This window comes from Nocardioides sp. NPDC004968, from assembly GCF_040608935.1.
GTDB lineage: Bacteria > Actinomycetota > Actinomycetes > Propionibacteriales > Nocardioidaceae > Nocardioides.
The window spans coordinates 164,629-186,280 of the sequence record NZ_JBEXJF010000006.1 but is presented as its reverse complement, the minus strand read 5'-3'; the positions used below and the strand labels follow the sequence as shown (position 1 = coordinate 186,280).

Here is a 21,652-nt window from a genome sequence, read left to right as displayed (position 1 = left end):
GTTCACTTAGGGTGTGCCGGTGCGTCGCCTCTTCCCTCTCGTCTCCCTCGGCATCTTCGTCGTCGTGGTGCTCGTCGTGGCGTTCACCGCCCTTCCCGACCGGAACGGCGGCGGTGGCGACAGCGGCGACAAGAGCGACGCTCGCGACCGTGCGGAGCGTGAGCCGACCCAGGTCGAGCGCAAGGTGCTCGCGATCTCGATCGACGGGCTCAATCCGGATGCGCTGGCCAAGCTCGGACCGGCGAACACGCCCAACATCCACCGGCTGATCGACGAGGGCGCCTCGACGCTCAACGCCCGCACCGCCTACGAGAAGAACATCACCCTGCCCAACCACACCGGCATGGTCACCAGCGACCCGATCAACGCCGACGACGGCGGCCACGGGGTCACCTGGAACGTCGGCGACCCGTCGAAGTCGATCTCGAAGAACGAGGACTCGGTGTTCACCGTCGCCCACGAGGCCGGGCTCAGCACCGGGGTCTTCGTGACGAAGCAGAAGTTCGAGCTGTGGCAGCGGGCCTGGGAGGACGACATCGACCTCTACGTGCCGATCGACGACCACGACGAGCTGGTCCCGGAAGCCGCCGAGGACCTCGCAGACGAGCGGCGCGACCTCACCTTCGTACATCTGTCCCTTCCCGACGCCGCCGGGCACGCCTCGGGCGGGATGTCGCCGGAGTATCTGGAGGCCGTCGAGGAGTCCGACGCCCAGGTCGGTGAGTTCCTCGACGTCATCGACGCCGATCCCGGGCTGACCAAGGAGCTCGACGTCATCCTCACCGCCGACCACGGCTTCAAGCCGGGAATCACCAACCACTCCGAGAAGGTCTACGAGAACTACCGGATCCCGTTCATCGTGTGGGGGCCGGACGCCGGCGCCGACAAGGACCTCTACGAGCTCAACGCCGACGACTACCGCGACCCCGGCAAGGACCGGCCCGACTACGAAGGCCCTCAGCCCGTACGCAACGCCGACCTCGGCAACCTGGCCCTGGATCTCCTCGGCCTCGGCCCCATCGGGACCAGCGACATCGGCAAGAAGCAGACGCTCGACGTCAAATGATGTTTGCCGTAACCGTCCACGAGCACACACGCCCCTGAGGTACGTTTCGAACGTAACCTCCCCAAGGAGCGTGCGATGTCAGTCACCCGGATGGCTCGGGCAGCTTTACGCAGGGATCGTCGTGCCCGGCGGGTCACGATCATCGGCGCCGGCATCGGCGGCCTGACCCTCGCCGTCGAGCTGCGCCGCCGGGGCATTGATGTCGAGGTGTACGAGGCCGCGACCGATCCGCGCCCGGCCGGCGACGCCGTGCTGCTACCGGCCAACGCGACCAGGCTCCTGGAGCGCATCGGGCTAGAGCCCGATCTCGGTGAGGCGGCGGCGACCGCCGACGGCTGGGTCTGGCGCGACGGCCACACCGGCGCCGCGATCGGCCGGGTGCTCTCCGCCGCGGAGTATGCCGACCGCGCCGGGGCTCCGTGCTACGGCATCGATCACGCCGACCTGCACGCGCTCCTGAGCGAGGCGTTCGGCACCGAGGGGCTCCACCTCGGCCACCGCCTGGTCGATCTCACCGACCCCGGCGACGGCCCCGTGACCCTGGAGTTCGCCGGCGGCGAGTCGGTCGAGGCCGACCTGGTCATCGGCGCCGACGGCCCGGGGTCGATGCTGCGCGAGCACGTCGTCGGCTACGACGACGCCCAGTTCTCCGGCTGCATCGCCTGGCGTGGGATCGTCCCGCGCTCGCAGCTCACCCTGCTCCCCGACCCTGGCCGGGTGCAGGTGTGGACGGGCGCCGACGGCCATCTGATGCATCACCCGGTCGGCAATGGCGACCACGCGTTCCTGCTGGTCAAACGGCAGCTCGGCCCCTGGGCAGCGGACTCGTGGTCCTGGCCGGCCGACCCGGACGAGCATGTCCATGCGTACGCCGGCTGGCATCCGGCCGTGGTCCAGATGATCTCCGCGGCACCGTGCTCGGAGCACTGGGCTCTCTTCCACCGCCCTCCCCTGGTCACCTGGTCGCGCGGCCGGATCACGCTGCTCGGCGACGCCGCTCACCTGATGGTCCCCCACCACGGCCAGGGTGCCGCCCAGGCGATCGAGGACGCGATCGTCCTCGCCGACTGCCTCGCCACCGACGACTGGGACCGCGCCACCACGACCTACGAGGTACGCCGTCGCGACCGCACCCGCCGCATCCAGATCGCCTCGCTGGCCGCCGCCGACGTCCTCCACCTCCCCGACGGTCCCCGCGCGCAGGCCCGCAACAAGCGACTCGGGTCAGGCGATGCGTACGACCGTCATCTCGCCTGGATCCACGATCACGACGTGGCCGAGCCCGGCCACCGCCCGTAACTCCCAGGCCCGCTGCCGCGTTGTCCAGGAGTGAGAGCCTTCCTCGGACGCAAGGGGTTCCTGGCGCTCGGCATCTGGGCGATGTACGCATCGGCCATCGCCGTAGCGCTGGTGCAGCTCGGCGCCGAGCCCGAGGCAGGCGGCGTCTGGTCGGGGCGCCCGATGGCCCCCGGCAGCCCCGCCGCCCTCATCGAGAAGCACGACTGCTGGAGCGCCGAGGCCCCGCGCGACATGACCGGCAGGCTCCCCGGCCACGCCATCGTCGCCACCGGCCCCGCCCCGCGCTACGTCGACGCCCACCTCACCGGCAAGGCCCTCGACCAGGTGTTCTCCGGCGAGGACCACGGCCTCGTCGTCTACGCCTTCTGCCGCTGAGGCGCCACCGGTGGTCGAGCCGGATTGGCGAGGTACGAGCGAATCCGTGTCGAGACCAACACAGTCCCCTGGCCGCTCGAACGGCTGTGTTGGTCTCGACACGCTCGCTGGCGCTCGCGGCTCGACCAACGGGGGCGGTCAGGCCCAGAGCTGACCCTCGAGGCCTTCCTCGGCGTCGTCGATGGTGCCTTCGTAGGCCCCGGTGGAGAGGTACTTCCAGCCGCCGTCGGCGACGACGAAGGCGATGTCGGCCTTCTCGCCGGCCTTGAGGGACTTGGCGGCCTGGGCGAGGGCGGCGTGGAGGATGGCGCCGGTGGAGATGCCTGCGAAGATGCCCTCGAGCTCGAGGAGCTCGCGGACGCGGCGTACGGCGTCACGGGGGCCGACCGAGAAGCGGGCGTCGATCAGGGACGCGTCGTAGAGCTCGGGGACGAAGCCCTCGTCGAGGTTGCGCAGGCCGTAGACGAGCTCGCCGTAGCGCGGCTCGGCGGCCACGATGCGTACCTCCGGCTTGGCGGCGCGGAAGAAGCGGCCGACGCCCATGAGCGTGCCGGTCGTGCCCAGTCCGGCGACGAAGTGGGTGATCGCGGGGAGGTCGGCGAGGATCTCGGGGCCGGTGCCCTCCTCGTGGGCGCGCGCGTTGGCGGCGTTGCCGTACTGGTAGAGCATCTCCCAGTCGGGGTGCTCGGCGGCGAGGCGCTTGGCGACCCGGACAGCCTCGTTGGAGCCACCTGCGGCGGGCGAGGAGACGATCTCGGCGCCCCACATCCGCAGCAGCTGGCGCCGCTCCTCGGAGGTGTTCTCGGGCATCACGCACACGATCCGGTAGCCCTTGAGCTTGGCCGCCATCGCCAGCGAGATCCCGGTGTTGCCGGAGGTCGGCTCCAGGATCGTGCAGCCCGGGCGGAGCCTGCCGTCCTTCTCGGCCTCCTCGACCATGCGAAGAGCCGGGCGGTCCTTGATCGAGCCGGTGGGGTTCCGGTCCTCGAGCTTGGCCCACAGACGTACGTCGGGAGAGGGCGAGAGGCGGGGCAGCCCCACCAACGGGGTGCCCCCGACCGACGCCAGCAGGTTGTCGTAGCGCATGGGGTCCATCGTCGCATCAACCGATCGTCTGATGCCCACTCGCGCCGATCGCCCGATCCGTGAGACCGCGGATCACGACAGGCTCCGGGTATGCATCAGGAACGAGAACCAGCGGTCGTCGTGGACGGCCTGCGCAAGACCTATGGCGACAAGGTGGCGGTCGACGAGATCAGCCTGAGCGTCCACGAAGGCGAGATCTTCGGCATCCTCGGCCCCAACGGGGCCGGCAAGAGCACGACCGTCGAGTCGATCGCCGGCCTGCGGGTCGGCGACCGCGGCCGGATCCGGGTCCACGGCATCGACCCGTGGGCCGACCGCGCTGCGGTGACGGAGGTGCTCGGCGTACAGCTCCAGGAGGCGAAGCTGCAGCCGAAGATCACCGTCCAGGAGGCGCTGGAGCTGTGGAGCGCCTTCTACCCCGACCCGGAGCCGTGGGCGCCGCTGGCCGAGCGGCTCGGCCTCGGCGGACACCTGCGACAGCGGTTCGAGAACCTCTCCGGCGGCCAGCAGCAGCGGCTCTCGATCGCCCTGGCACTGATCGGCCGGCCGCGGGTCGTCGTGCTCGACGAGCTCACCACCGGCCTGGACCCGCGGGCCCGCCGTGAGGTGTGGGACCTGGTCCGGGACGTACGCGACCGGGGTGTGACTGTCCTGCTCGTCACCCACTCGATGGAGGAGGCGCAGACCCTCTGCGACCGGATCGCCATCGTCGACGCCGGCCGGATCCGGGCGCTGGACACCCCGGCGGGGCTCATCGACTCCGCCTCCGCCGCCACGATCACCACCTTCGAGACCTCGGTCGCGATCGACTTGGCCTCCCTGCGCGACCTCGACGGAGTCACCGCCGCGCGCAGCGAGAACGGCACCATCACCGTCGAGGGCGCCGAAGGGGTCGCGCTCGCGGTCGTCGAGGTGCTGCGTACGCAGGGCGTGGCCCCGCAGCGGCTCCGGGTCGCCGCTGGAAGCCTTGACGCCGCCTACCTCGACCTCACCGAGACCGCGACCGACACAGACACTCGCCAGGAGGCGCTCCGATGACCAGCCCGACCGTTGCCGTGATTCGTACGGAGTCCCGGCTCTTCACCCGGGATCGGCTCGCCCTCTTCTGGATCGTCCTGTTCCCGAGCCTGATCCTCGTGGTGCTCGGAGCCATCCCGGCCTTCCGCGAACCCAACCCCGACTACGGTGGCCGCGCGCTGATCGACGTCTATGTGCCTGTCGCCGTGCTGCTCTCGATGATCATGGCCTCGATCATGACGATGCCGCAGACACTGACCGGCTACCGCGAGACCGGAGTCCTGCGGCGGCTCGGCACCACCCCCGCCCGCCCCGCCTCGATCCTGCTGGGCCAGGTGCTGGTGCACGCCGCCGCGGTCGCCGCCTCCACGGTCATCGCGGTCGCCCTCGGCAGGGTGGTCTTCGGGACCCCGCTACCGGAGTCCCTGGTCGGGTACGTGGTCGCGTATGTCCTGGCGCTGGCCGTCTCGCTCGGGATCGGCGCCGCCATCACCGCGGTCTCGCCCAACGCGAAGACCGGGCAGGTCGTGGGGATGGTGGTCTTCTTCCCCTCGATGTTCACCGCAGGGGTCTACGTCCCGATCGAGTACTTCAGCGGCACAGCGCGCGACATCCTCTCGTTCACGCCCTACGGCGCGGCCTCGAACGCGCTCAACGACGCCGCAGGGGGCGCCTTCCCGCAGCTGGTGGATCTGGCGGTGATGGGCGGATGGGCGGTCGTGCTCTACCTGGTTGCCGTGCGCGCCTTCCGCTGGCAATGAGAAGGTCCTCCACATGACCTCGGCCGTCGAGCACGAGCAGCTCTGGGAGCGAAACCTCAAGGCGCTGCCGTTCGTGCTGCTCGCGCTCGCCACGGTGATCAGCGTCGCGACCATCCCGGAGATGGGCCCGCGCACGCTCGGCATGCGGGTGACGCTCGGCGTGCTGGTGGCGGCGACCGCGGTGTGGATGTGGCGATGGATGTATGTCTACGGCCGCCCACATCCGGTCGGCTACGTCGGGCGCACCCTGCTGGCCGCGGCCCTCACCATCGTCCATCCGCTCTTCTGCATCTTCGCCTGGGTCGGGTTCCTGGACGCCTTCGAGTCCTTCCGCGGCCGCTGGAGATGGGTGGCGATGGCGGCCACCTCGCTGATCATGGCCACCGGCCAGACCGGTGGGCCGCCGCCGTACGACAGCCCGTGGCAGAGCGCGGCGCTGCCCGTGCTCTTCGTCGTCAACTTCGGGCTCGCCACCCTGATGGCCCGCTACAGCATGCACCTCGACGCCGTCAGCCAGGAGCGGGCCGACACGATCGTCCGGCTGGAGCATGCCCTCGCCGAGAACGCCCGCCTCCAGGAGCAGCTCCTAGCGCAGTCCCGCGAAAGCGGCGTACGCGACGAGCGCGAGCGCCTCGCCCGCGAGATCCACGACACCATCGCCCAGTCCCTGGCTGGCGTCGTGGCCCAGCTCCAGGCCGCCGAGGGCTCCGCGGACGCCCAGGACGTACGCCGCCGGGTGGCCCGGGCCACCGAGATGGCCCGCACCGCGCTGGTCGAGGCCCGGCGGTCTGTGCAGGACCTGACCCCCGCCGAGCTGGCCGACGCGTGCCTCGCCGACGCGCTCTCGACGCTGGTCGCGAGCTGGCGCGTCGACCACGGCGTCGAGGCCTCCTTCGTCGTCGTCGGGGATCCCACGGCGCTGCACTCCGAGGTCGAGGCGACGCTGTTGCGGATCGCCCAGGAGGCCCTCGCCAACGTCGCCAAGCACGCCTCCGCCCGACGGGTCGGCGTCACCCTCACCTTCGACGAGTCCGAGGTCATCCTCGACGTACGCGACGACGGCTCCGGCTTCGATCCCGCCGCTCCCCGCCGCTCGTCCTCGTTCGGGCTGGGCGTGATGCGCGACCGCGCCCAGCGCCTGACCGGCACCTTCACCCTGGAGTCCTCCCCCGGCTCCGGCACCGCCGTCTCCGCCAGCATCCCCGCACTCCCCCGAGGACCCGCATGAGCTCACCGATCAGGATCGTCGTCGCCGACGACCACCCCGTCGTACGCGACGGGGTGGTCGGAGTGCTCCGCGCGCAGGGCTTCGAGGTCGTCGGCCAGGCGGGAGACGGGGCGCAGGCCCTGGCCCTCGTCGAGGAACTCGAGCCGGACGTACTCGTGCTCGACCTGCGGATGCCCGGCACAGGCGGGGTCGAGGTGATCGAGCGGCTCCGGGCGTTGGAGTCGCGGATCGGCGTACTGGTCCTGACCACGTTCGACACCGACTCCGACGTGGTCGCCGCGATCGAGGCGGGTGCGACCGGCTACCTGCTCAAGGACGCACCGACACCGGACCTGGTCGAGGCCGTCCGCGCGACGGCGGCCGGCGAGACCGTCCTCTCCCCCGCGGTCGCGACCCGGCTCGCCTCCCGGCTGCGCTCACCCGGCCCGACGGCCCAGCTGAGCCCCCGCGAGCGCGAGGTGCTCACCCTCGTCGCGCGCGGAACGACCAACCGCGCCATCGCGGCGAAGCTCTTCGTCAGCGAGGCGACGGTGAAGACCCACCTGGGTCACATCTTCGACAAGCTCGGCGTCACAGACAGAGCAGCCGCGGTCGCACGAGCGTACGACCGCGGCATTCTGGGCTGAAGGGTTCAGCAGCCGCCGGCGACGGCGGGGAGGACAACTACCTGGTCGCCGTCCTTGAGCTCGGCGTCGAGACCGCCGATGAAACGTACGTCCTCGTCGTTGATGTAGACGTTGACGAAGCGGCGCAGGTCACCGTTGTCGATGAGGCGCTCCTTGATGCCGGAGTGGTTCGCCTCGAGGTCGTCGATGAGCGCGCTCAGGGTCTTGCCCTCGGCGCTGACTGCCTTCTCACCGGCGGTGTAGGTGCGGAGGATGGTCGGGATCTTGACCTCGATGGCCATGGGTTCTCCTAGCTGGATGTTTCTTGGGCGCGTCACGACAACGTCGCGACGATGCTGATTTCTTCCTCGGTGACTTCGCCGTCGACGATCCGGAACGACCGGAACTCGACCGGGCCCTCCTCGGGCCCGTGCTCTCGGGTGCTGACCAGCACGTAGTGCGCGTTCGGCTCCATCGCCAGCCCGATGTCGGTGCGCGAGGGGTAGGCCTCGGTCGCCGTGTGGGAGTGGTAGACGATCACCGGCTCCTCGTCGTTCGCGTCCATCTCCTTGTAGAGCTGGAGCAGATCGGTCGAGTCGAACTCGTAGAAGGTCGGCGAGCCGGCGGCGTTGATCATCTCGATGAACCGCTCCGGCCGGTCGGACCCCTCAGGGCCCGCGACGATCCCGCATGCCTCGTCGGGATGGTCGCGCTTCGCGTGGGCGACGATCGCGTCGTACGTCGCCTGGTCGATGGTCAGCACGGGATCAGCCTAGGCGGGCCGAGCAGCGGAGACGTACGTGACCGGGTGCCGGACACGGCCACGACCGCCCCACGACATGGTGTAGTCAGGACGCCGCCCACAGCGCCTCGACCATGGTCTCCTGCAGGATCCCGACCCACTGGTAGATCCCGTAGACCTGGCCGGCGGGGTCGTCGTCGGGCAGCGAGTCCCAGAAGTCCTCGTCGCCCTCCTCGACCCCGAGCCGGGTCGCGAGCGCGAGCCGGATGTCGGTGAAGGAGCGCATCCACGCCTCGGCGTCGGGGATCGGGAGCTCGACGTCGATGACCAGCCCGTCCTCGTCGAGCTCGGGCGGGAGGCCCGCCTCCTCGAGCGAGTCGATGATCGTGGACGCGGCCCGCGCCTTGCCGTCGCGCAGCCCACCCTCGGTGAACCGCCGAAACTCCCCGGCGGCCTCTTCGTCGTTCCCGTAGGCGGAGGGGAAGAGCCGCTTCAGGACCGGGTCCTCGGGCTCGGTGGTCGGGCCCGAGAAGTCGAGCAGCGCCTCGAGCGGGTCATCGCTCTCGGCCGGCGCGGCGACCTCGTTGCGCAACAGCTCGACGAGCTGCGAGGCCAGCGAACGGAGCAGGTCGGCCTCGAACCCGGAGAAGGTCGCGATGATCTGCTTGCCGCGGCGGTGGTAGCTGAACCCGCCCATCAATCCTGCTTCTCCAGCGTCGCCCACAGGCCGTATTCGTGCATCGCCTGCACGTCGCGCTCCATCTCCTCGCGTGACCCGGAGGAGACGGCCGACTTGCCGTCGTTGTGCACCTCCATCATCAGCTTCTCCGACTTCTTCTTGGAGTAGCCGAAGTACTTCTGGAAGACGAAGGTGACGTACGACATCAGGTTGACCGGATCGTTCCAGACGATGGTGACCCACGGTGTCGCGGGCGCTACGAGGTCGTCGACCTCGGGCTCGTCGAGCTCCACGGGGCTTGGCGCGCTCATGCCATCCATCGTGCCACGATGTGCCCGTGGACTCGACAGCGGACTCGACCGCGCTCCTGACAGATCACTACGAGCTGACCATGCTCCAGGCCGCCCTGAAGGCGGGCACAGCGGAGCGTCGTGCCGTCTTCGAGCTGTTCCCCCGGCGCCTGGCCGGCGGGCGGCGCTACGGCGTGGTGGCCGGGGTCGGACGGGCGCTCGACGCTCTCGAGGCGTTCCGGTTCGGCTCGGAGCAGCTGGCCATCCTGGAGGGCGTCGTCGACGGCCCGACCCTGGAGTGGCTGGCCGGCTACCGCTTCACCGGCGACATCTGGGGGTACGCCGAGGGCGAGACCTTCTTCCCGCACTCGCCCCTGCTCGTGGTCGAGGCCAGCTTTGCCGAGGCGGTCGTCCTGGAGACGGTGCTCCTCTCGATCTACAACCACGACTCGGCCATCGCCACCGCGGCCTCCCGGATGACGATGGCGGCCGGCGAGCGCCCGTGCATCGAGATGGGCTCGCGCCGCACCCACGAAGCGGCCGCGATCGCCGCCGCCCGCGCGGCCTACGTGGCCGGCTTCACCGCCACCTCCAACCTCGCCGCCCGCGCCCGCTTCGGCGTGCCCACGACCGGCACCTCCGCGCACGCCTTCACCCTCCTGCACGACACCGAGGAGCAGGCCTTCCAGGCCCAAGTCGCCTCCCTCGGCAAGGGCACCACGCTGCTGGTGGACACCTACGACATCGCCGAGGCCGTGGCGAAGGCGGTCGACATCGCCGGTCCCGAGCTCGGCGCGGTGCGGATCGACTCCGGTGACCTGGGGCTCCTCGCCCATGACGTACGCCGCCAGCTCGACGACCTCGGCGCCACCGAGACGAAGATCATCGTCACCAGCGACCTGGACGAGTACGCCATCGCCGGCCTCGCGGCCGCCCCGGTCGACGGCTACGGCGTCGGCACCCAGCTGGTCACCGGCTCCGGCCACCCGACCGCCGGCTTCGTCTACAAGCTGGTCGCCCGCGAGGGCTCCTCGGGCGAGCTGGAGCCGGTCGCCAAGAAGAGCGCGTCCAAGGCGTCGATCGGCGGCCGGAAGTACGCCCTGCGCCGCCGCAACCGCAAGGATGTCGCCGACGCCGAGGTGATCGGCATCGGCACCCCTCCGGACGGTGATGCCAACGACCGGCCGCTGCTCAGCCAGCTGGTGCGCAAGGGTGAGGTCGTCGGCCGCGAGCCTCTCGACACCGCCCGCGACCGCCATCAGGCCTCGGTCGCCGAGCTCCCGGTCATCGCCCACTCGCTCCTCAAAGGCGACCCCGCGATCCCGACGCTGTTCATCTGAGCGGTTCCACCACCTAGGCTGGCGGGCATGACGCGTGCACTGATCGTGGTCGACGTACAGAACGACTTCTGCGAGGGCGGGTCCCTGCCGGTCGACGGCGGGGCCCGGGTGGCCTACGACATCGGTCAGCTGCTGCGGGAGCGGGCAGCGAGCAAGGACCCGGAGCAGACGTACGGGCTGGTAGTGGCGACCAAGGATCACCACATCGACCCGGGCGACCACTTCGGCAACCCGCCGGACTACGTCGACTCCTGGCCGGCGCACTGCGTGGTCGGCACCGACGGCGAGGCCTTCCACCACAACCTCGACCCGGTCACCTTCGACGAGATCTTCCGCAAGGGTGAGTACGCAGCGGCCTACTCCGGCTTCGAGGGCGCGGCCACCGGTGGCGCCACCCTGATCGACTGGCTCCGGGCCCACGGCGTCGAGGAGGTCGACGTGTGCGGGCTGGCGACCGACTACTGCGTACGTGCCACCGCGCTCGACGCCCGAGCCGCCGGTTTCCGCACCACGCTGCTCGCCGACCTGGCTGCGGGCGTGGCCCCGGCGAGCACCTCAGCCGCCATCGACGAGATGCGCTCGGCCGGGGTAACGGTCTCGTGACAGAAATGGGAATTTACCGCAGATAGAAATCACCTGACGGTCTATTCTCTCTCGAATGGCTCGGATCTCGGCGACAGCCCCATTTCGCGAACCCCACTTTCGCTGGTTCTTCGCGTCCCGCTCCATCAACCTGGTGGGCAACTTCATGGCGCCCGTCGCCCTGGCCTTCGCGGTCCTGGAGATCAGTGACGCGCCGATCGCGATCGGCGCCGTCCTCGCGGCCCGCACCATCCCGATGATCGTCTTCATGCTCATCGGCGGCGTGCTCGCCGACCGGATGGGCCGAGCCCGGATCCTGTTCGCCTCCAACCTGGTCTCGGGTCTGAGCCAGGCGGCCGTCGCCGTCCTCGTCATCGCAGGTGTCGCCGAGCTGTGGCACCTGATCGCGCTCTCCGCGCTCAACGGCATCGTCTCCGCCGCCGGCCTGCCCGCCCAGCAGGGGATCATCCCGCTCGTGGTGCCTCGCACCATGCTGCAGGAGGCCAACGTGCTGATGTCGCTGACCCGCGCGATCGTCGCGGTCGCCGGTCCCGGCACCGCCGGCCTGCTCGTCCTCAGCGTCGGCGCGGGCTGGGCGCTCGCGCTGGACGCCGCCACCTGGATCGTCGCCGCGCTCCTGCTGCTGCCGGTCAAGATCAGCGGCGCGGTCGGCAAGGCCTCGGTCATCGGCGATCTGCGCCTCGGCTGGAACTACTTCCGCTCGACGACCTGGCTGTGGCTCTGCGTCGGTGCCGCGACCATGCTCAATGCGCTGTACGAGGGCGGGCTGCTCACGCTCGGCCCGCAGCGGGCCGAGAGCTCAGGGCTGGGCGCGGGCGGCTGGGGCCTGATCCTCACCTTCCAGGGGATCGGCGTGCTCGCCGCGACGCTGGTGCTGATGAGGGTCCGGCTCGAGCGGCCGCTGTTCTACGGCATGATCGGCATGGCCCTGTTCGGGCTGCCGATCGCCGCTCTCGGCCTGTCCACCGAACTCGCCGTGCTGCTGCCCGCGGCCGCCCTCTCCGGCGCCGGCATCCAGGTCTTCAGTCTCGGCTGGCAACTCTCGATGCAGGAGAACGTCCCCAGCGAACTGCTCTCCAGGGCGTCCTCCTACGACCAGCTCGGCACCTACATCGCCATCCCCGTCGGGCAGCTGGCGATGGGGCCGTTGGCCGCTGCGTACGGGATCGAGAACATGCTCGCGATCGCCGGCATCGCCTACGTGGTGATCTCGCTGGCGACGCTGCTGAGTCCGGCCGTACGCCGCCTGAACCGGGTCTCCTTCCCGGCTCCCGAGCGCAACGGCGCCCCGGCGCACTAGCTGTCGCGACCTACGACGCAGGCGTCGCGCTCGCCAGCAGCGATCGCAGCAGGTCGACCAGGCTGGTCACCGAGAGGTCGGGGTCGAACGCACGCTGGACACCGAGCCCGATGCCGAGGGAGAGCAGCTGGACAGCGGCGTCCTCCGCCGGTGAGGCCAGGGTGAGGCCGAGGTCGGTGGCCTGCTGCTCGATGAGGCCGGCGATGGCCGCGGTGAGCTCGCGGCGCCGGCCGGCGAGCTGTTGGCTCACCCCTGGGACGCGGCGGGTGCTGGTCGCGAACTCGACCTCGAGCGCGGTCCAGCCGACGTCGCCGATGTTGGCCTCGGCCCACGCCGCGAAGGCGTCGATCCGGCCCTCGACGGTGTCGACGCCGCTGACGGCGTCCGCCAGGGACTGGGCCCGCTCCCGGTGGATCACGTCGAGCACGGCCAGGCCGAGCTCGTGCTTGGTCGAGAAGTTCGAGTAGACCGCGCCCTTCGAGAAGCCCGCCGTGGTGGCGACCTTGTCGAGCGAGGTCGCGTTGTAGCCGTCGGAGAGGAACAGCCGGTGCGCGGTCGTGACGAGTCGCTCACGCGTCTGCGCGTGCGACTCCTTGCGCGTGATCCGGCCCACGGGTCAGATCTTACCAGTTCGGGCTACCGCCGGTATTCAAATACCATTAGTATCCGAATATGATTCGGCAGCCTAGAACAACCGCATGAGCACCCACCACGAGGTCGTCGTCATCGGCGCCGGCATCTCCGGCATCGCGGCCGCGATCAAGCTGCGCGAGGCGGGCGTCGAGGACGTCGTCATCCTCGAGAAGGCCGACACCTACGGCGGCACCTGGCGGGCCAACACCTATCCGGGGTGCGCGTGCGACGTACCGTCCAACCTCTACTCGTTCTCGTTCGCGCCCAACAGCGACTGGTCCCGGGTCTACGGCAACCAGCCGGAGATCCTCGCCTACATCGACGGCGTCGCCCGGGATCGCGGCCTCGAGGACATCACCCGGTTCGGAGTCGAGGTCCGCGGCGCGACCTGGAACGCCGAGTCCGCCGAGTGGCACCTGGACACCAGCGACGGCGAGATCACCACCCGCTTCCTGGTCGCCGCCGCCGGACCGTGGAACGAGCCGAAGATCCCGGACCTGCCCGGTCTGGCCGATTTCCCCGGCGAGGTCTGGCACTCGGCCCGGTGGAACCACGACGTCGGCCTCGACGGCAAGCGGGTGGCCGTGATCGGCACCGGGGCGTCGGCGGTCCAGTTCGTTCCCGAGGTCCAGAAGGAGGTCGCCGACCTGCACCTCTTCCAGCGCACCGCCCACTGGGTGCTGCCGAAGGTCGACCATCCGGTTCCGGATGCGGAGAAGTGGGTCAAGCACCACGTGCCCTTCTTCGAGAAGGCGCTCGGGGCGGTCGAGTACGCAGCCATGGAGGCCGTCGGCATCGCCTTCCGCCGCCCGCAGCCGCTGATGCAGGGCCTGCAGCAGATCGGCCGGGCCTACCTGCGCGCCGCCGTCCGAGACAGGGAGCTGCGGGCGAAGCTGACGCCCGACTACCTGCTCGGCTGCAAGCGGATCCTCTTCTCCAACAACTACCTCCAGTCGCTGACGAAGCCGAACGTCGAGGTGCACGCGACCGGCGTCGCCCGGGTCGAGGACGCAACCGTGATCGGTGCCGACGGCAGCACGGCGGAGGTCGACGCGATCATCCTCGGCACCGGCTTCCACATCCTCGACATGCCGGTCGCCGACCTGATCCGTGGCGCCGACGGCCGCACGCTCGCCGAGCACTGGGCCGGCTCTCCCGAGGCCTACCAGGGCACGTCGGTCACCGGCTTCCCCAACGCGTTCGTGGTGCTCGGACCCAGCCTCGGCACCGGTCACGGCTCGGCCTTCGCCGTCGCCGAGTCGCAGGTGGCGATGATCACCGAGGCCATCACGACCGCCCGCGCACAGGGCTGGGCGGAGCTCGACGTCAGTCCGCAGGCCCAGGCCGCGTACGTCGCGGACGTGCAGGCCGCGCTCGCCGGCACCGCCTACAGCGGCGCGTCCTGTCACAGCTACTTCATCGACGCCAACGGTCGCAACAGCTTCTCCTGGCCGTGGTCCACCGGCGAGCTGGTCCGCCGGATCAGCCGCTTCGACCCGGCCGACTTCGAGATCACGGTCAACGAGACGGAGGAGATTCCCGCATGACCCGACACTCCAGTCGCCGCAGGCCTCAGGCCCACTTGTCGGCGAGCGTGCGGATCACGTTGAGGTTGCGGTTGGTGCTGATCGAGATGTGGCGCTCGACGACGGCGTTGGTGATCTTCGTCTGCTGGAAGCTGTCGGTGAGCAGGTGCACGGCGCGGCCGATGACATAGACCCGCTCGCCCTCCCCCGCCCGAGCGACCAGCGCGTCCCGGGAGCCGGAGTCGGTGAGCTCCTTGCACAGGAACACGTACTGCTTGCCCTCGTGCCCCATCCCGACCGCGGCGGCGTCGTTGGCGATCACCTTCAGCTCAGCGGGCGTCACACAGATCGTCGGCACCTCGAAGAAGCGGTCGGCCGCGAAGGCCTCCTCGAGGATCGCCTCCATCTCGGCCCGGTCGCCGACCGGGTGGTCGAAGCGTACGTTGCCTGTGTTGATGTAGGTCTCGACGTCGGTTCCGCCCGCCCTCACCACGGCGGCGGAGATCGCCTGTTTCGGGAACTTCCGGTTCGCGCCGAGGTTGATGGCGCGCAGGAACGCGATCCAGGTGTGCCGTTCCGTAGTCATTCTCAGATAGTCTCCACCCGTTCACCGCGCCGCAACCCCCAACTCTGGATTCCGATCGATGCCTTCACAGCAGCTGCTTCCCTCGGAAGCTCCGACCGCCTCGGCGGCGAAGACCCTGGACCTCTCCAGCGACCTCGTCGTCTACGCGGCGCGCCTCATGCGCCTGGTCCGCCGAGCGCTCGACCTTCCGGCCAGCGTCCGGGTCCTCACGATCCTCGACGCCATCGGACCGCTCGGCATCACCGACCTGGCCCGCGCCGACGGCTGCTCGCAACCGACCATGTCGGCCCAGATCGCCCAGTTGGTGGAGACCGGCCTGGTCAGCAAGGAGCCCAACCCCGCCGACGCGCGGGCGAGTCTGGTGACCCTCACCGACGCCGGCCGCGCCGACCTCGCCGACGTACGTGAGCGCATCTCCCATCTCATCGCCGAGCGGCTGGAGTCGCGTCACCGCACTCAGGCCGATCTCGAGGGCGCCGTCGCCGTGCTGCGGGACCTGGTCGAGGGCGACTCCACCGCCTAGACCAACGCGGCGGCCGCTGCGGCGATCACGCCGGGATCGGTCACCCAGTGCCCACCGTCGTCGGCGACTCCCAGGGCCACCCGGCCGGTCGTGACGACCCGTCGCTTGGCGGAGAGATGCACGCCCTCGACGCCGAGCGCCGCGAGCGTCCTGATCGCGTCGACGGTCACGCCGCCTCCGGCCAGTACGTCCGGTCCGCCGACCGCGACCATCTCGGCGATCGTCGCGGCCCCTGCCGCGGCGGCCGGCGCGCCTCCTGAGGTCAGCACCCGGTCGACCACGCCGTCCAGCGCCCGGATGGCCGCGACCGGGTCCGCGCTGAGGTCGATCGCCCGGTGGAACGTCACCGTCGCCTCGTACGCAGCGGCAGCATCCGCCAGCTCCCGGACCAGCTCCACGTCGGGCTCCCCGTGCGGGGTGAGCGCGCCGATCACGATCCCGTCGGCTCCGGCTTCCAGGACCGTCTCGACCTCGCGCCGCAGGAGGTCGCGCTCCTCGTCGGAGTAGCCGAACCCGCCCGGCCGGGGCCGAACGAGCACGTGGACGCCCTGCCAGCCGTCATCGGCGTCGGCGCCGCCGACCTCGTCGAGGACTCCCTCGACCAGCCCTTGCGACGGGGTGACGCCACCGACCTCGAGGGCGGAGCAGAGCTCGACCCGGGTCGCCCCACCCGCACGCGCGGCGAGCGCACCGGCCACCGACGTCACCGCGATCTCGAGCGCTGTCATCGCGTCCTCACGGCACACAGTGTGCCCGACTCCTCGACTCGCCGGAATCAGGCTGACCCGCGCGCGGCCCAGTCACGCAGGGTGTCGATGCGGGCCTTGAGCTGGTCGGCGTTGGCGACCGCGGCGGGCGGGCCGCCGCACTCCTTGCGGAGCCGGTTGTGGGTGACGCCGTGGGGCGCCTTGGTGCGGTGGTGCCAGGCGGCGACCAGGCCGTTGAGCTCGCGGCGGAGCACGGCGAGCTGCTCGTGGGCGGCGACCGCGGCGACGGGCTCGTCGGCAGCGACCGGCCCGGAGGCCGACTTCTGCTTGCGAGCCCGGTCGCTCTGCCGCTGCTGGAGCAGCGTCTTCATCTGGTCGGTGTCGAGCAGCCCGGGGATGCCGAGGAAGTCCATCTCCTCCTCGGAGCCGACGTGCACCTCGCCGGAGTGGCCGAACTCGCCACCGTCGAAGAGCACCCGGTCGAAGCGCGCCTCGGAGCCCATGGCCTCCCAGGCTCCCAGCTCCTCCTCGGAGGCGCCCTCCTCGGCGTTGGCCGCGGCCATCAGCGCGTCCTCGGCCGCGAAGATGTCGTCCTCGCTGGTGACCTTCTTGCCGAGCACATGGTCGCGCTGCAGCTCCAGCTCGGAGGCGAAGCCGAGCAGGTTCGGGACCGACGGCAGGAAGACGGAGGCAGTCTCACCCCGAGTGCGCGCACGTACGAAGCGCCCCACCGCCTGCGCGAAGAAGAGCGGCGTCGAGGTGGTGGTCGCGTAGACCCCTACCGCGAGCCGGGGCACGTCGACGCCCTCGGAGACCATCCGGACCGCGACCATCCAGCGGTCGTCGGACTCGGAGAACTTGGCGATCTTCTTAGAGCCGGCCTTCTCGTCGGAGAGCACCACGGTCGCGCTCTGCCCGGTGATGGTCTTCAGCGTCTTGGCGTAGGAGCGCGCCGAGTCCTGGTCGGTCGCGATGACGAGCCCGCCTGCGTCCGGGACGTGGCGCCGAACCTCGGTCAGGCGCTTGTCGGCGGCGGCCAGCACCGACGGGATCCACGATCCGGCCGGGTCGAGCGCGGTCCGCAGCGCCTGCGAGGTCAGGTCCTTGGTCAGCGGCTCGCCGAGGTGGGCGGCGATCTCGTCGCCCGCCCGGGTGCGCCACTGCATCTGTCCCGAGTAGGCCATGAACAGCACCGGCCGGACGACGTGGTCGCGCAGCGCCTCGGCGTAGCCGTAGGTGTAGTCGGCAGCCGAGCGCGGGATCCCGTCCTCGCCCGGCGCGTAGGTGACGAACGGGATCGGGTTGGTGTCGGAGCGGAACGGCGTACCAGTCAGCGCCAGCCGCCGTGCGGCCGGTTCGAAGGCCTCCCGGACCCCCTCGCCCCACGAGAGCGCGTCGCCGGCGTGGTGCACCTCGTCGAGGATCACCAGCGTCTTGAACCGCTCGGTGCGGATCCGCATCGCGAGCGGGTTGACCGCCACCCCGGCGTACGTCACCGCGATCCCGACGTAGTCGGCCGAGGTCTTGCCCTGCCCGGCCGAGTAGGTCGGGTCGATCGCGATCCCGGCCCGCGCGGCCGCCTCGGCCCACTGGACCTTGAGGTGCTCGGTGGGCGCGACGATGGTGACCCGGTCGATCAGCCTGCGGCCGAGGAGCTCGGCGGCGACGGTCAGCGCGAAGGTCGTCTTCCCGGCGCCGGGCGTCGCGACGGCGAGGTAGTCACGGGGCTGTTCGGACAGGTACTTGGACAGCGCCTCCTGCTGCCAAGCACGCAGCTTGGTCGCAGTACCCCAGGCAGCCTTGTTGGGCCACGCGGGTGTGAGTGCGCCGGGAAGGTCGGCGCGACTCACTCGTCGTCGCCCTCGCCGCCGCTGGGCGGCATCCCCTCGAAGATCTCTTTGCAGTCGGGGCAGACCGGGAACTTGGACCCGTCGCGGCTCGGCACCCACACCTTGCCGCACAGCGCGACCACGGGCGTACCCATGACCATCGCCTCGGTCAGCTTGTCCTTCTCCACGTAATGGGAGTAGCGGTCGTGGTCACCCTCCTCGGTGGGGACGTCCTGCTCGCGGATGTCCTCCCGTTCCTTGACGGCTTCTTTCGTGCCGAATCCCAGGATGCCCATGCCCCCAACCTTACTAGGCCGCTAATTCAGTTCGGGGTCGGGCGGTCGCGTGGCGTGGAAGGCCAGCTCACCGGGCTGGCGCCGGAGCACCGCTGCCCACATCGAGCTCACGTCGTCGAGGAAGGAGTCGTACGGCTCGCCGTCGACGACATACCAGGACCCTTCGTCCACCTCACCCTGGAGCTGAGCCGCGCCCCAGCCGGCGTATCCGGCGAAGATGCGCAGCCGCGACAAGGTGCCGTCGACCAGCTCGACGGGCGTGTCGAGGTCGAGCAGTCCGAGGCGCCCGACCACGGGCCGGAAGCCCAGCGGCGCGTCGTCGGCGTCGACCAGGAGCGCGACCGCGATCGCGGAGTCCTTGCTCACCGGGCCACCCTGGAAGAGGACGTCGGGATCGGCGACGGAGGTCGCCCACGGGTGCAGCACCTCGGCGACCGGCACGGGCGAGGGACGGTTCAGCACCACACCGAGCGCACCGTCGTCGTTGACCTCGATCAGGAGCACCACGGTGTCGACGAAGTTGGGGTCGCGAAGCTCCGGGGTGGCTACCAGCAGCCGCCCGGCGCGTACGTCCTTCTTCTCCGTCATGACGCCATGATCGCACCACCCCGGTCACGTCAGCCGCAACAGGAAACCAACAAAGCACGCCGATCGGATCGAGACAGGAAAAGGCCCCGGGGCCGGCACTTAGGGAGGTGCGGAGGGAGTCCGCGGAGGGAGCGCACCGGCACCCGGGGCCTGGTCAGGCTGCCGAGCGGACCGCTCGGAGCATGTCGACGAGGCCGGCGAAGGGCCCGCGCTCGACGACCTCGACGGCCGGTACGTACTCGGCACGGGCACGCGCCTCGATCATCGAGCCGAGACGGACGCACTCGGCGTCGGCGAACGCGCCGCGGCCGGCCATGACCGCGAGGGTCAGGTGCTCCTTGGCCTGCGACTTGGCCAGCGCGGTCGCCATCGCCTCATCGACAGGGAGCGCGTGGTAGCGATCGAGGACCGTGCGGATGCCGGGCAGGTCGTCGGCAGCGCCGTGCCAGGCCCGGACGACGGCGTCCTCCAGGTCCATCGGCTGGCTGGCGAGCTCGCTCTCGATGCGGCCGGACAGACGGGTGTGCCAGCGCAGCTGAAGGGCGGCGAGCAGATCGAGCTCGTCGGCGAAGGTCTCGGTGACGCCGGGAAGATCCATGGGCAGCAGACCGTCTCGACGCTCGTCGATCACGGCGACCACGCCGCGGAGGATCTCCCCGCGCTTGTGATGGCTGGTCCAGCTCATTGTCGGCTCCTTGCGGAAGGTGAGCACTCACATACCGTGAGTACGTACCTATAGTATTGGACATACTGACGGTATGGCCAACACCTGGGACGGTGATTCCGGACACGGCCGTTAGAGTGGACGAGTGGCAAAGTCGTCCGTGAGCAAGCTCGTCCCCAAGGTTCCTCCGCTTCCGTCGGTGCCGGGGATGTCACGGAGGCAGCAGTTCTCCGCCTCGACCAAGAAGACGCTCGTCGAGGTCGCCGAGAGACTCTTCACCGAGCACGGCTACGCGAGCACCTCGCTGGACGCCATCGTGGCCGGGGCCGAGGTCACCAAGGGTGCGCTCTACCACCACTTCAGCGGCAAGCAGGCGCTCTACGAGGTCGTCTTCGAGAAGGTCGAGGCTGCCACCGCGCAGAGCATCGACGCCGCCATGCGTGAGACGAAGGACCCCTGGGAGCAGGCCCGGGCCGGGCTGCGTACGTTCCTGGAGGCCGTCCAGCAGCCCACCTACCGCCGCATCGTCGTGCAGGAGGGGCCTGCCGTCCTCGGCTACCAGCGCTACCGCGAGCAGGAGGAGCGCTCCACCTTCACCGTCGTCGAGGACATCGTCGCCGCTGTCCTGCGGGCCGGTGACCGGAGCGTCGACGACGAGATGGTCGCGACCTTCGCCCGGCTCTTCTTCGGGGCGATGTCGGCGGCCGGCGAGTCCGTCACCGAGGCCAGCGACCCCGAGGACGCGGCCGAGCGCATCGAGCTGGCCGTGACCTACCTGCTGACCGGGGTCCAGACCCTGGCGAAGCAGGGCGTCAAGGTCGAGGACATGCGCTAAGAGCCCGATCTCTGGGCACTACTTGACGATCACGCCACCGGGCTCGACCTGACCGTTGCCCTTCGGGATCAGGTCCAGCCAGACCTTGCCCGGCGGGATCTCGATCGCGGCGCCACTGGCGTCGGTGAACGTCACCGCGCCCTTCTCGCCCTTCTTCACCCAGGTCGCCTCGACGATCTGCCCGGCGCGCATGATCCACGCCTTGCCCCGGCCGGTGAAGTGGGAGACCGGCACGATCGCGCCGCCCGGGTCCTTGTAGGGGGCGATGGTGGTCTTGGTCTGCGCAACCACGACGGTGTCGGCGAGGAACTGGCCGCTCTTGGACATGTAGTTGTTCTGCAGGCGGTACTTGCCGCCCTTGAAGACCCAGTTGTCCGTGCGTGCCTGGGAGAACTTCACGTCGACGGCCTTGGCGGGCTTGCCACCGGTCAGCTCGGTGGTCGTGTCGCCCCAGGGCATGAAGTCGCCGGGCCGCTTCGCCTTGCCGTCCTTCGCGGCCGCGTTGCCGGCCTTCGCGACCTTGCCGACCACGCTGTGCAGGTAGTCGTGGGGCTTGCTGGTGTCGCGTACGACGTAGGGGGTGGACATGTCGATCCACTCCACATCGTGCTTCTTCAGCTGCGCGAAGGTGTACGGCGCCGCGCCACTGGTCATGATCTTGGCGTCGATCGGCGCGGCGATCCCGGCGTCGGTGGCCCGCATCGAACGGACCGGCCCGGCCTCCTTCGGAAGCTGGGAGTAGTACGCGACGGCCAACCGGGTCACGCCACCCTCGACCAGCTCCTGGACGACCATGTCGGCCTTGGCGAGACCGTACTGCGGGTCGCTGGCCGAGGTGTTGTCGATCTTGACGATGTAGGCGGGATGCTTGCGTGCGGCGGTCTGCCCCTCGGGGAGCTCGACACCCGTCAGCGGCTCGTGGTCGGGCTCAGCGGGCGCGGACGGCGACGCCTTCGCATCCGTCGGCTCCTCCGAGGACCCACAGCCGGTCAGGACCAGACCCGCAGCGGTCAGCGTCGCCGCTGCTCGCAGGAGGAACCCCGGGCGGGACGTACGCATCATCGATCTCCATCT

The 21,652-nt window shown here is 70.2% G+C and carries 26 protein-coding genes; 13 read left to right on the top strand and 13 right to left on the bottom strand.

Annotated elements, in window-relative coordinates:
* Positions 1 to 19 precede the first annotated feature (19 nt).
* The 3 genes from ABZU72_RS09855 (at position 20) to ABZU72_RS09845 (ending at position 2,740) form a co-directional block, all read left to right on the top strand.
* Entirely contained in the window at positions 20 to 1,066 is a 1,047-nt protein-coding gene (locus ABZU72_RS09855; protein ID WP_355018676.1) for an alkaline phosphatase family protein, read from the top strand.
* A 75-nt stretch (positions 1,067 to 1,141) separates the two neighbouring features.
* Positions 1,142 to 2,365 carry an FAD-dependent monooxygenase gene (locus ABZU72_RS09850; RefSeq protein WP_355018675.1) on the top strand — a complete coding sequence of 408 codons (1,224 nt, stop codon included), beginning with the start codon at positions 1,142 to 1,144 and terminating at the stop codon, positions 2,363 to 2,365.
* A 30-nt stretch (positions 2,366 to 2,395) separates the two neighbouring features.
* Positions 2,396 to 2,740 carry a hypothetical protein gene (locus ABZU72_RS09845; RefSeq protein WP_355018674.1) on the top strand — a complete coding sequence of 115 codons (345 nt, stop codon included), beginning with the start codon at positions 2,396 to 2,398 and terminating at the stop codon, positions 2,738 to 2,740.
* Positions 2,741 to 2,878: 138 nt separating this feature from the next.
* Here ABZU72_RS09845 and ABZU72_RS09840 read toward each other — a convergent pair whose 3' ends face one another.
* On the bottom strand, positions 2,879 to 3,826 hold the full coding sequence (locus ABZU72_RS09840; RefSeq protein WP_355018673.1) for a pyridoxal-phosphate dependent enzyme: 948 nt from the start codon (positions 3,824 to 3,826) through the stop codon (positions 2,879 to 2,881).
* A 90-nt stretch (positions 3,827 to 3,916) separates the two neighbouring features.
* Between ABZU72_RS09840 and ABZU72_RS09835 the strand changes: the two genes are divergently transcribed.
* The 4 genes from ABZU72_RS09835 to ABZU72_RS09820 are packed head-to-tail and all read left to right on the top strand — an operon-like array spanning position 3,917 to position 7,458.
* Positions 3,917 to 4,864 (top strand): ABC transporter ATP-binding protein, encoded by a 948-nt coding sequence (locus ABZU72_RS09835; RefSeq protein WP_355018672.1) that lies wholly within the window; start codon positions 3,917 to 3,919, stop codon positions 4,862 to 4,864.
* Entirely contained in the window at positions 4,861 to 5,604 is a 744-nt protein-coding gene (locus ABZU72_RS09830; protein WP_355018671.1) for an ABC transporter permease, read from the top strand. Before ABZU72_RS09835 ends, ABZU72_RS09830 begins: the two co-directional genes overlap by 4 nt.
* Positions 5,605 to 5,617: 13 nt before the next feature.
* A complete protein-coding gene (locus ABZU72_RS09825; protein WP_355018670.1) occupies positions 5,618 to 6,832 on the top strand; it encodes a sensor histidine kinase in 1,215 nt (404 codons plus the stop codon).
* On the top strand, positions 6,829 to 7,458 hold the full coding sequence (locus ABZU72_RS09820) for a response regulator transcription factor (RefSeq protein WP_355018669.1): 630 nt from the start codon (positions 6,829 to 6,831) through the stop codon (positions 7,456 to 7,458). The genes ABZU72_RS09825 and ABZU72_RS09820 overlap by 4 nt, the downstream gene beginning before the upstream one ends.
* A 5-nt stretch (positions 7,459 to 7,463) precedes the next feature.
* Here the strand turns inward: ABZU72_RS09820 and ABZU72_RS09815 are convergent, their stop codons facing one another.
* From ABZU72_RS09815 to clpS, 4 genes are all read right to left on the bottom strand, one after another.
* Positions 7,464 to 7,739 (bottom strand): MoaD family protein, encoded by a 276-nt coding sequence (locus ABZU72_RS09815; protein ID WP_008358635.1) that lies wholly within the window; start codon positions 7,737 to 7,739, stop codon positions 7,464 to 7,466.
* 32 nt (positions 7,740 to 7,771) lie between these two features.
* Positions 7,772 to 8,200, bottom strand: coding sequence for a M67 family metallopeptidase (locus ABZU72_RS09810; protein ID WP_355018668.1), 429 nt, complete (start codon positions 8,198 to 8,200; stop codon positions 7,772 to 7,774).
* An 85-nt stretch (positions 8,201 to 8,285) separates the two neighbouring features.
* Complete coding sequence (locus ABZU72_RS09805) at positions 8,286 to 8,876, bottom strand: DUF2017 domain-containing protein (RefSeq protein ID WP_355018667.1); 591 nt, start codon at positions 8,874 to 8,876, stop codon at positions 8,286 to 8,288.
* Positions 8,876 to 9,169 carry an ATP-dependent Clp protease adapter ClpS gene (gene clpS / locus ABZU72_RS09800; RefSeq protein ID WP_040755277.1) on the bottom strand — a complete coding sequence of 98 codons (294 nt, stop codon included), beginning with the start codon at positions 9,167 to 9,169 and terminating at the stop codon, positions 8,876 to 8,878. Before clpS ends, ABZU72_RS09805 begins: the two co-directional genes overlap by 1 nt.
* A 26-nt stretch (positions 9,170 to 9,195) precedes the next feature.
* Between clpS and ABZU72_RS09795 the strand changes: the two genes are divergently transcribed.
* From ABZU72_RS09795 to ABZU72_RS09785, 3 genes are read left to right on the top strand one after another with little or no spacing between them, the layout of a single operon-like run.
* Complete coding sequence (locus ABZU72_RS09795; protein WP_355018666.1) at positions 9,196 to 10,488, top strand: nicotinate phosphoribosyltransferase; 1,293 nt, start codon at positions 9,196 to 9,198, stop codon at positions 10,486 to 10,488.
* A 27-nt stretch (positions 10,489 to 10,515) separates the two neighbouring features.
* Entirely contained in the window at positions 10,516 to 11,091 is a 576-nt protein-coding gene (locus ABZU72_RS09790) for an isochorismatase family protein (protein WP_355018665.1), read from the top strand.
* A 55-nt stretch (positions 11,092 to 11,146) separates the two neighbouring features.
* Positions 11,147 to 12,391 (top strand): MFS transporter, encoded by a 1,245-nt coding sequence (locus ABZU72_RS09785; protein WP_355018664.1) that lies wholly within the window; start codon positions 11,147 to 11,149, stop codon positions 12,389 to 12,391.
* A gap of 10 nt (positions 12,392 to 12,401) precedes the next feature.
* On the opposite strand, the gene ABZU72_RS09780 is transcribed toward ABZU72_RS09785, so the two are convergent.
* Positions 12,402 to 13,004: a TetR/AcrR family transcriptional regulator gene (locus ABZU72_RS09780; protein ID WP_355018663.1), complete on the bottom strand. Its 603-nt coding sequence runs from the start codon at positions 13,002 to 13,004 to the stop codon at positions 12,402 to 12,404.
* A gap of 85 nt (positions 13,005 to 13,089) precedes the next feature.
* On the opposite strand from ABZU72_RS09780, the gene ABZU72_RS09775 reads away from it, so the two are divergent.
* Positions 13,090 to 14,571 (top strand): NAD(P)/FAD-dependent oxidoreductase, encoded by a 1,482-nt coding sequence (locus ABZU72_RS09775; RefSeq protein WP_355018662.1) that lies wholly within the window; start codon positions 13,090 to 13,092, stop codon positions 14,569 to 14,571.
* A 25-nt stretch (positions 14,572 to 14,596) separates the two neighbouring features.
* On the opposite strand, the gene ABZU72_RS09770 is transcribed toward ABZU72_RS09775, so the two are convergent.
* Entirely contained in the window at positions 14,597 to 15,136 is a 540-nt protein-coding gene (locus ABZU72_RS09770; RefSeq protein ID WP_355018661.1) for a DUF1697 domain-containing protein, read from the bottom strand.
* Positions 15,137 to 15,194: 58 nt separating this feature from the next.
* Between ABZU72_RS09770 and ABZU72_RS09765 the strand changes: the two genes are divergently transcribed.
* A complete protein-coding gene (locus ABZU72_RS09765) occupies positions 15,195 to 15,659 on the top strand; it encodes a MarR family transcriptional regulator (RefSeq protein ID WP_355018660.1) in 465 nt (154 codons plus the stop codon).
* On the opposite strand, the gene ABZU72_RS09760 is transcribed toward ABZU72_RS09765, so the two are convergent.
* From ABZU72_RS09760 to ABZU72_RS09740, 5 genes are all read right to left on the bottom strand, one after another.
* Positions 15,656 to 16,387, bottom strand: a complete 732-nt coding sequence (locus ABZU72_RS09760; RefSeq protein WP_355018659.1) for a copper homeostasis protein CutC — start codon at positions 16,385 to 16,387, stop codon at positions 15,656 to 15,658. The two genes, ABZU72_RS09765 and ABZU72_RS09760, sit on opposite strands and share 4 nt — an antisense overlap.
* A 47-nt stretch (positions 16,388 to 16,434) precedes the next feature.
* Complete coding sequence (locus tag ABZU72_RS09755; RefSeq protein WP_355018658.1) at positions 16,435 to 18,216, bottom strand: DEAD/DEAH box helicase; 1,782 nt, start codon at positions 18,214 to 18,216, stop codon at positions 16,435 to 16,437.
* Entirely contained in the window at positions 18,213 to 18,491 is a 279-nt protein-coding gene (locus ABZU72_RS09750) for a DUF3039 domain-containing protein (RefSeq protein WP_160024715.1), read from the bottom strand. The genes ABZU72_RS09755 and ABZU72_RS09750 overlap by 4 nt, the downstream gene beginning before the upstream one ends.
* 21 nt (positions 18,492 to 18,512) lie before the next feature.
* Positions 18,513 to 19,079 carry a YqgE/AlgH family protein gene (locus ABZU72_RS09745; RefSeq protein WP_355018657.1) on the bottom strand — a complete coding sequence of 189 codons (567 nt, stop codon included), beginning with the start codon at positions 19,077 to 19,079 and terminating at the stop codon, positions 18,513 to 18,515.
* A 154-nt stretch (positions 19,080 to 19,233) separates the two neighbouring features.
* The gene (locus ABZU72_RS09740; protein WP_355018656.1) at positions 19,234 to 19,764 is read right to left on the bottom strand and encodes a hypothetical protein; all 531 of its coding nucleotides are present in this window, start codon (positions 19,762 to 19,764) and stop codon (positions 19,234 to 19,236) included.
* A gap of 124 nt (positions 19,765 to 19,888) precedes the next feature.
* Between ABZU72_RS09740 and ABZU72_RS09735 the strand changes: the two genes are divergently transcribed.
* Positions 19,889 to 20,578 carry a TetR/AcrR family transcriptional regulator gene (locus ABZU72_RS09735; RefSeq protein WP_355018655.1) on the top strand — a complete coding sequence of 230 codons (690 nt, stop codon included), beginning with the start codon at positions 19,889 to 19,891 and terminating at the stop codon, positions 20,576 to 20,578.
* An 18-nt stretch (positions 20,579 to 20,596) separates the two neighbouring features.
* Here ABZU72_RS09735 and ABZU72_RS09730 read toward each other — a convergent pair whose 3' ends face one another.
* Positions 20,597 to 21,637 carry a DUF3048 domain-containing protein gene (locus ABZU72_RS09730; RefSeq protein WP_355018654.1) on the bottom strand — a complete coding sequence of 347 codons (1,041 nt, stop codon included), beginning with the start codon at positions 21,635 to 21,637 and terminating at the stop codon, positions 20,597 to 20,599.
* Between the last annotated feature and the right edge of the window lie 15 nt (positions 21,638 to 21,652).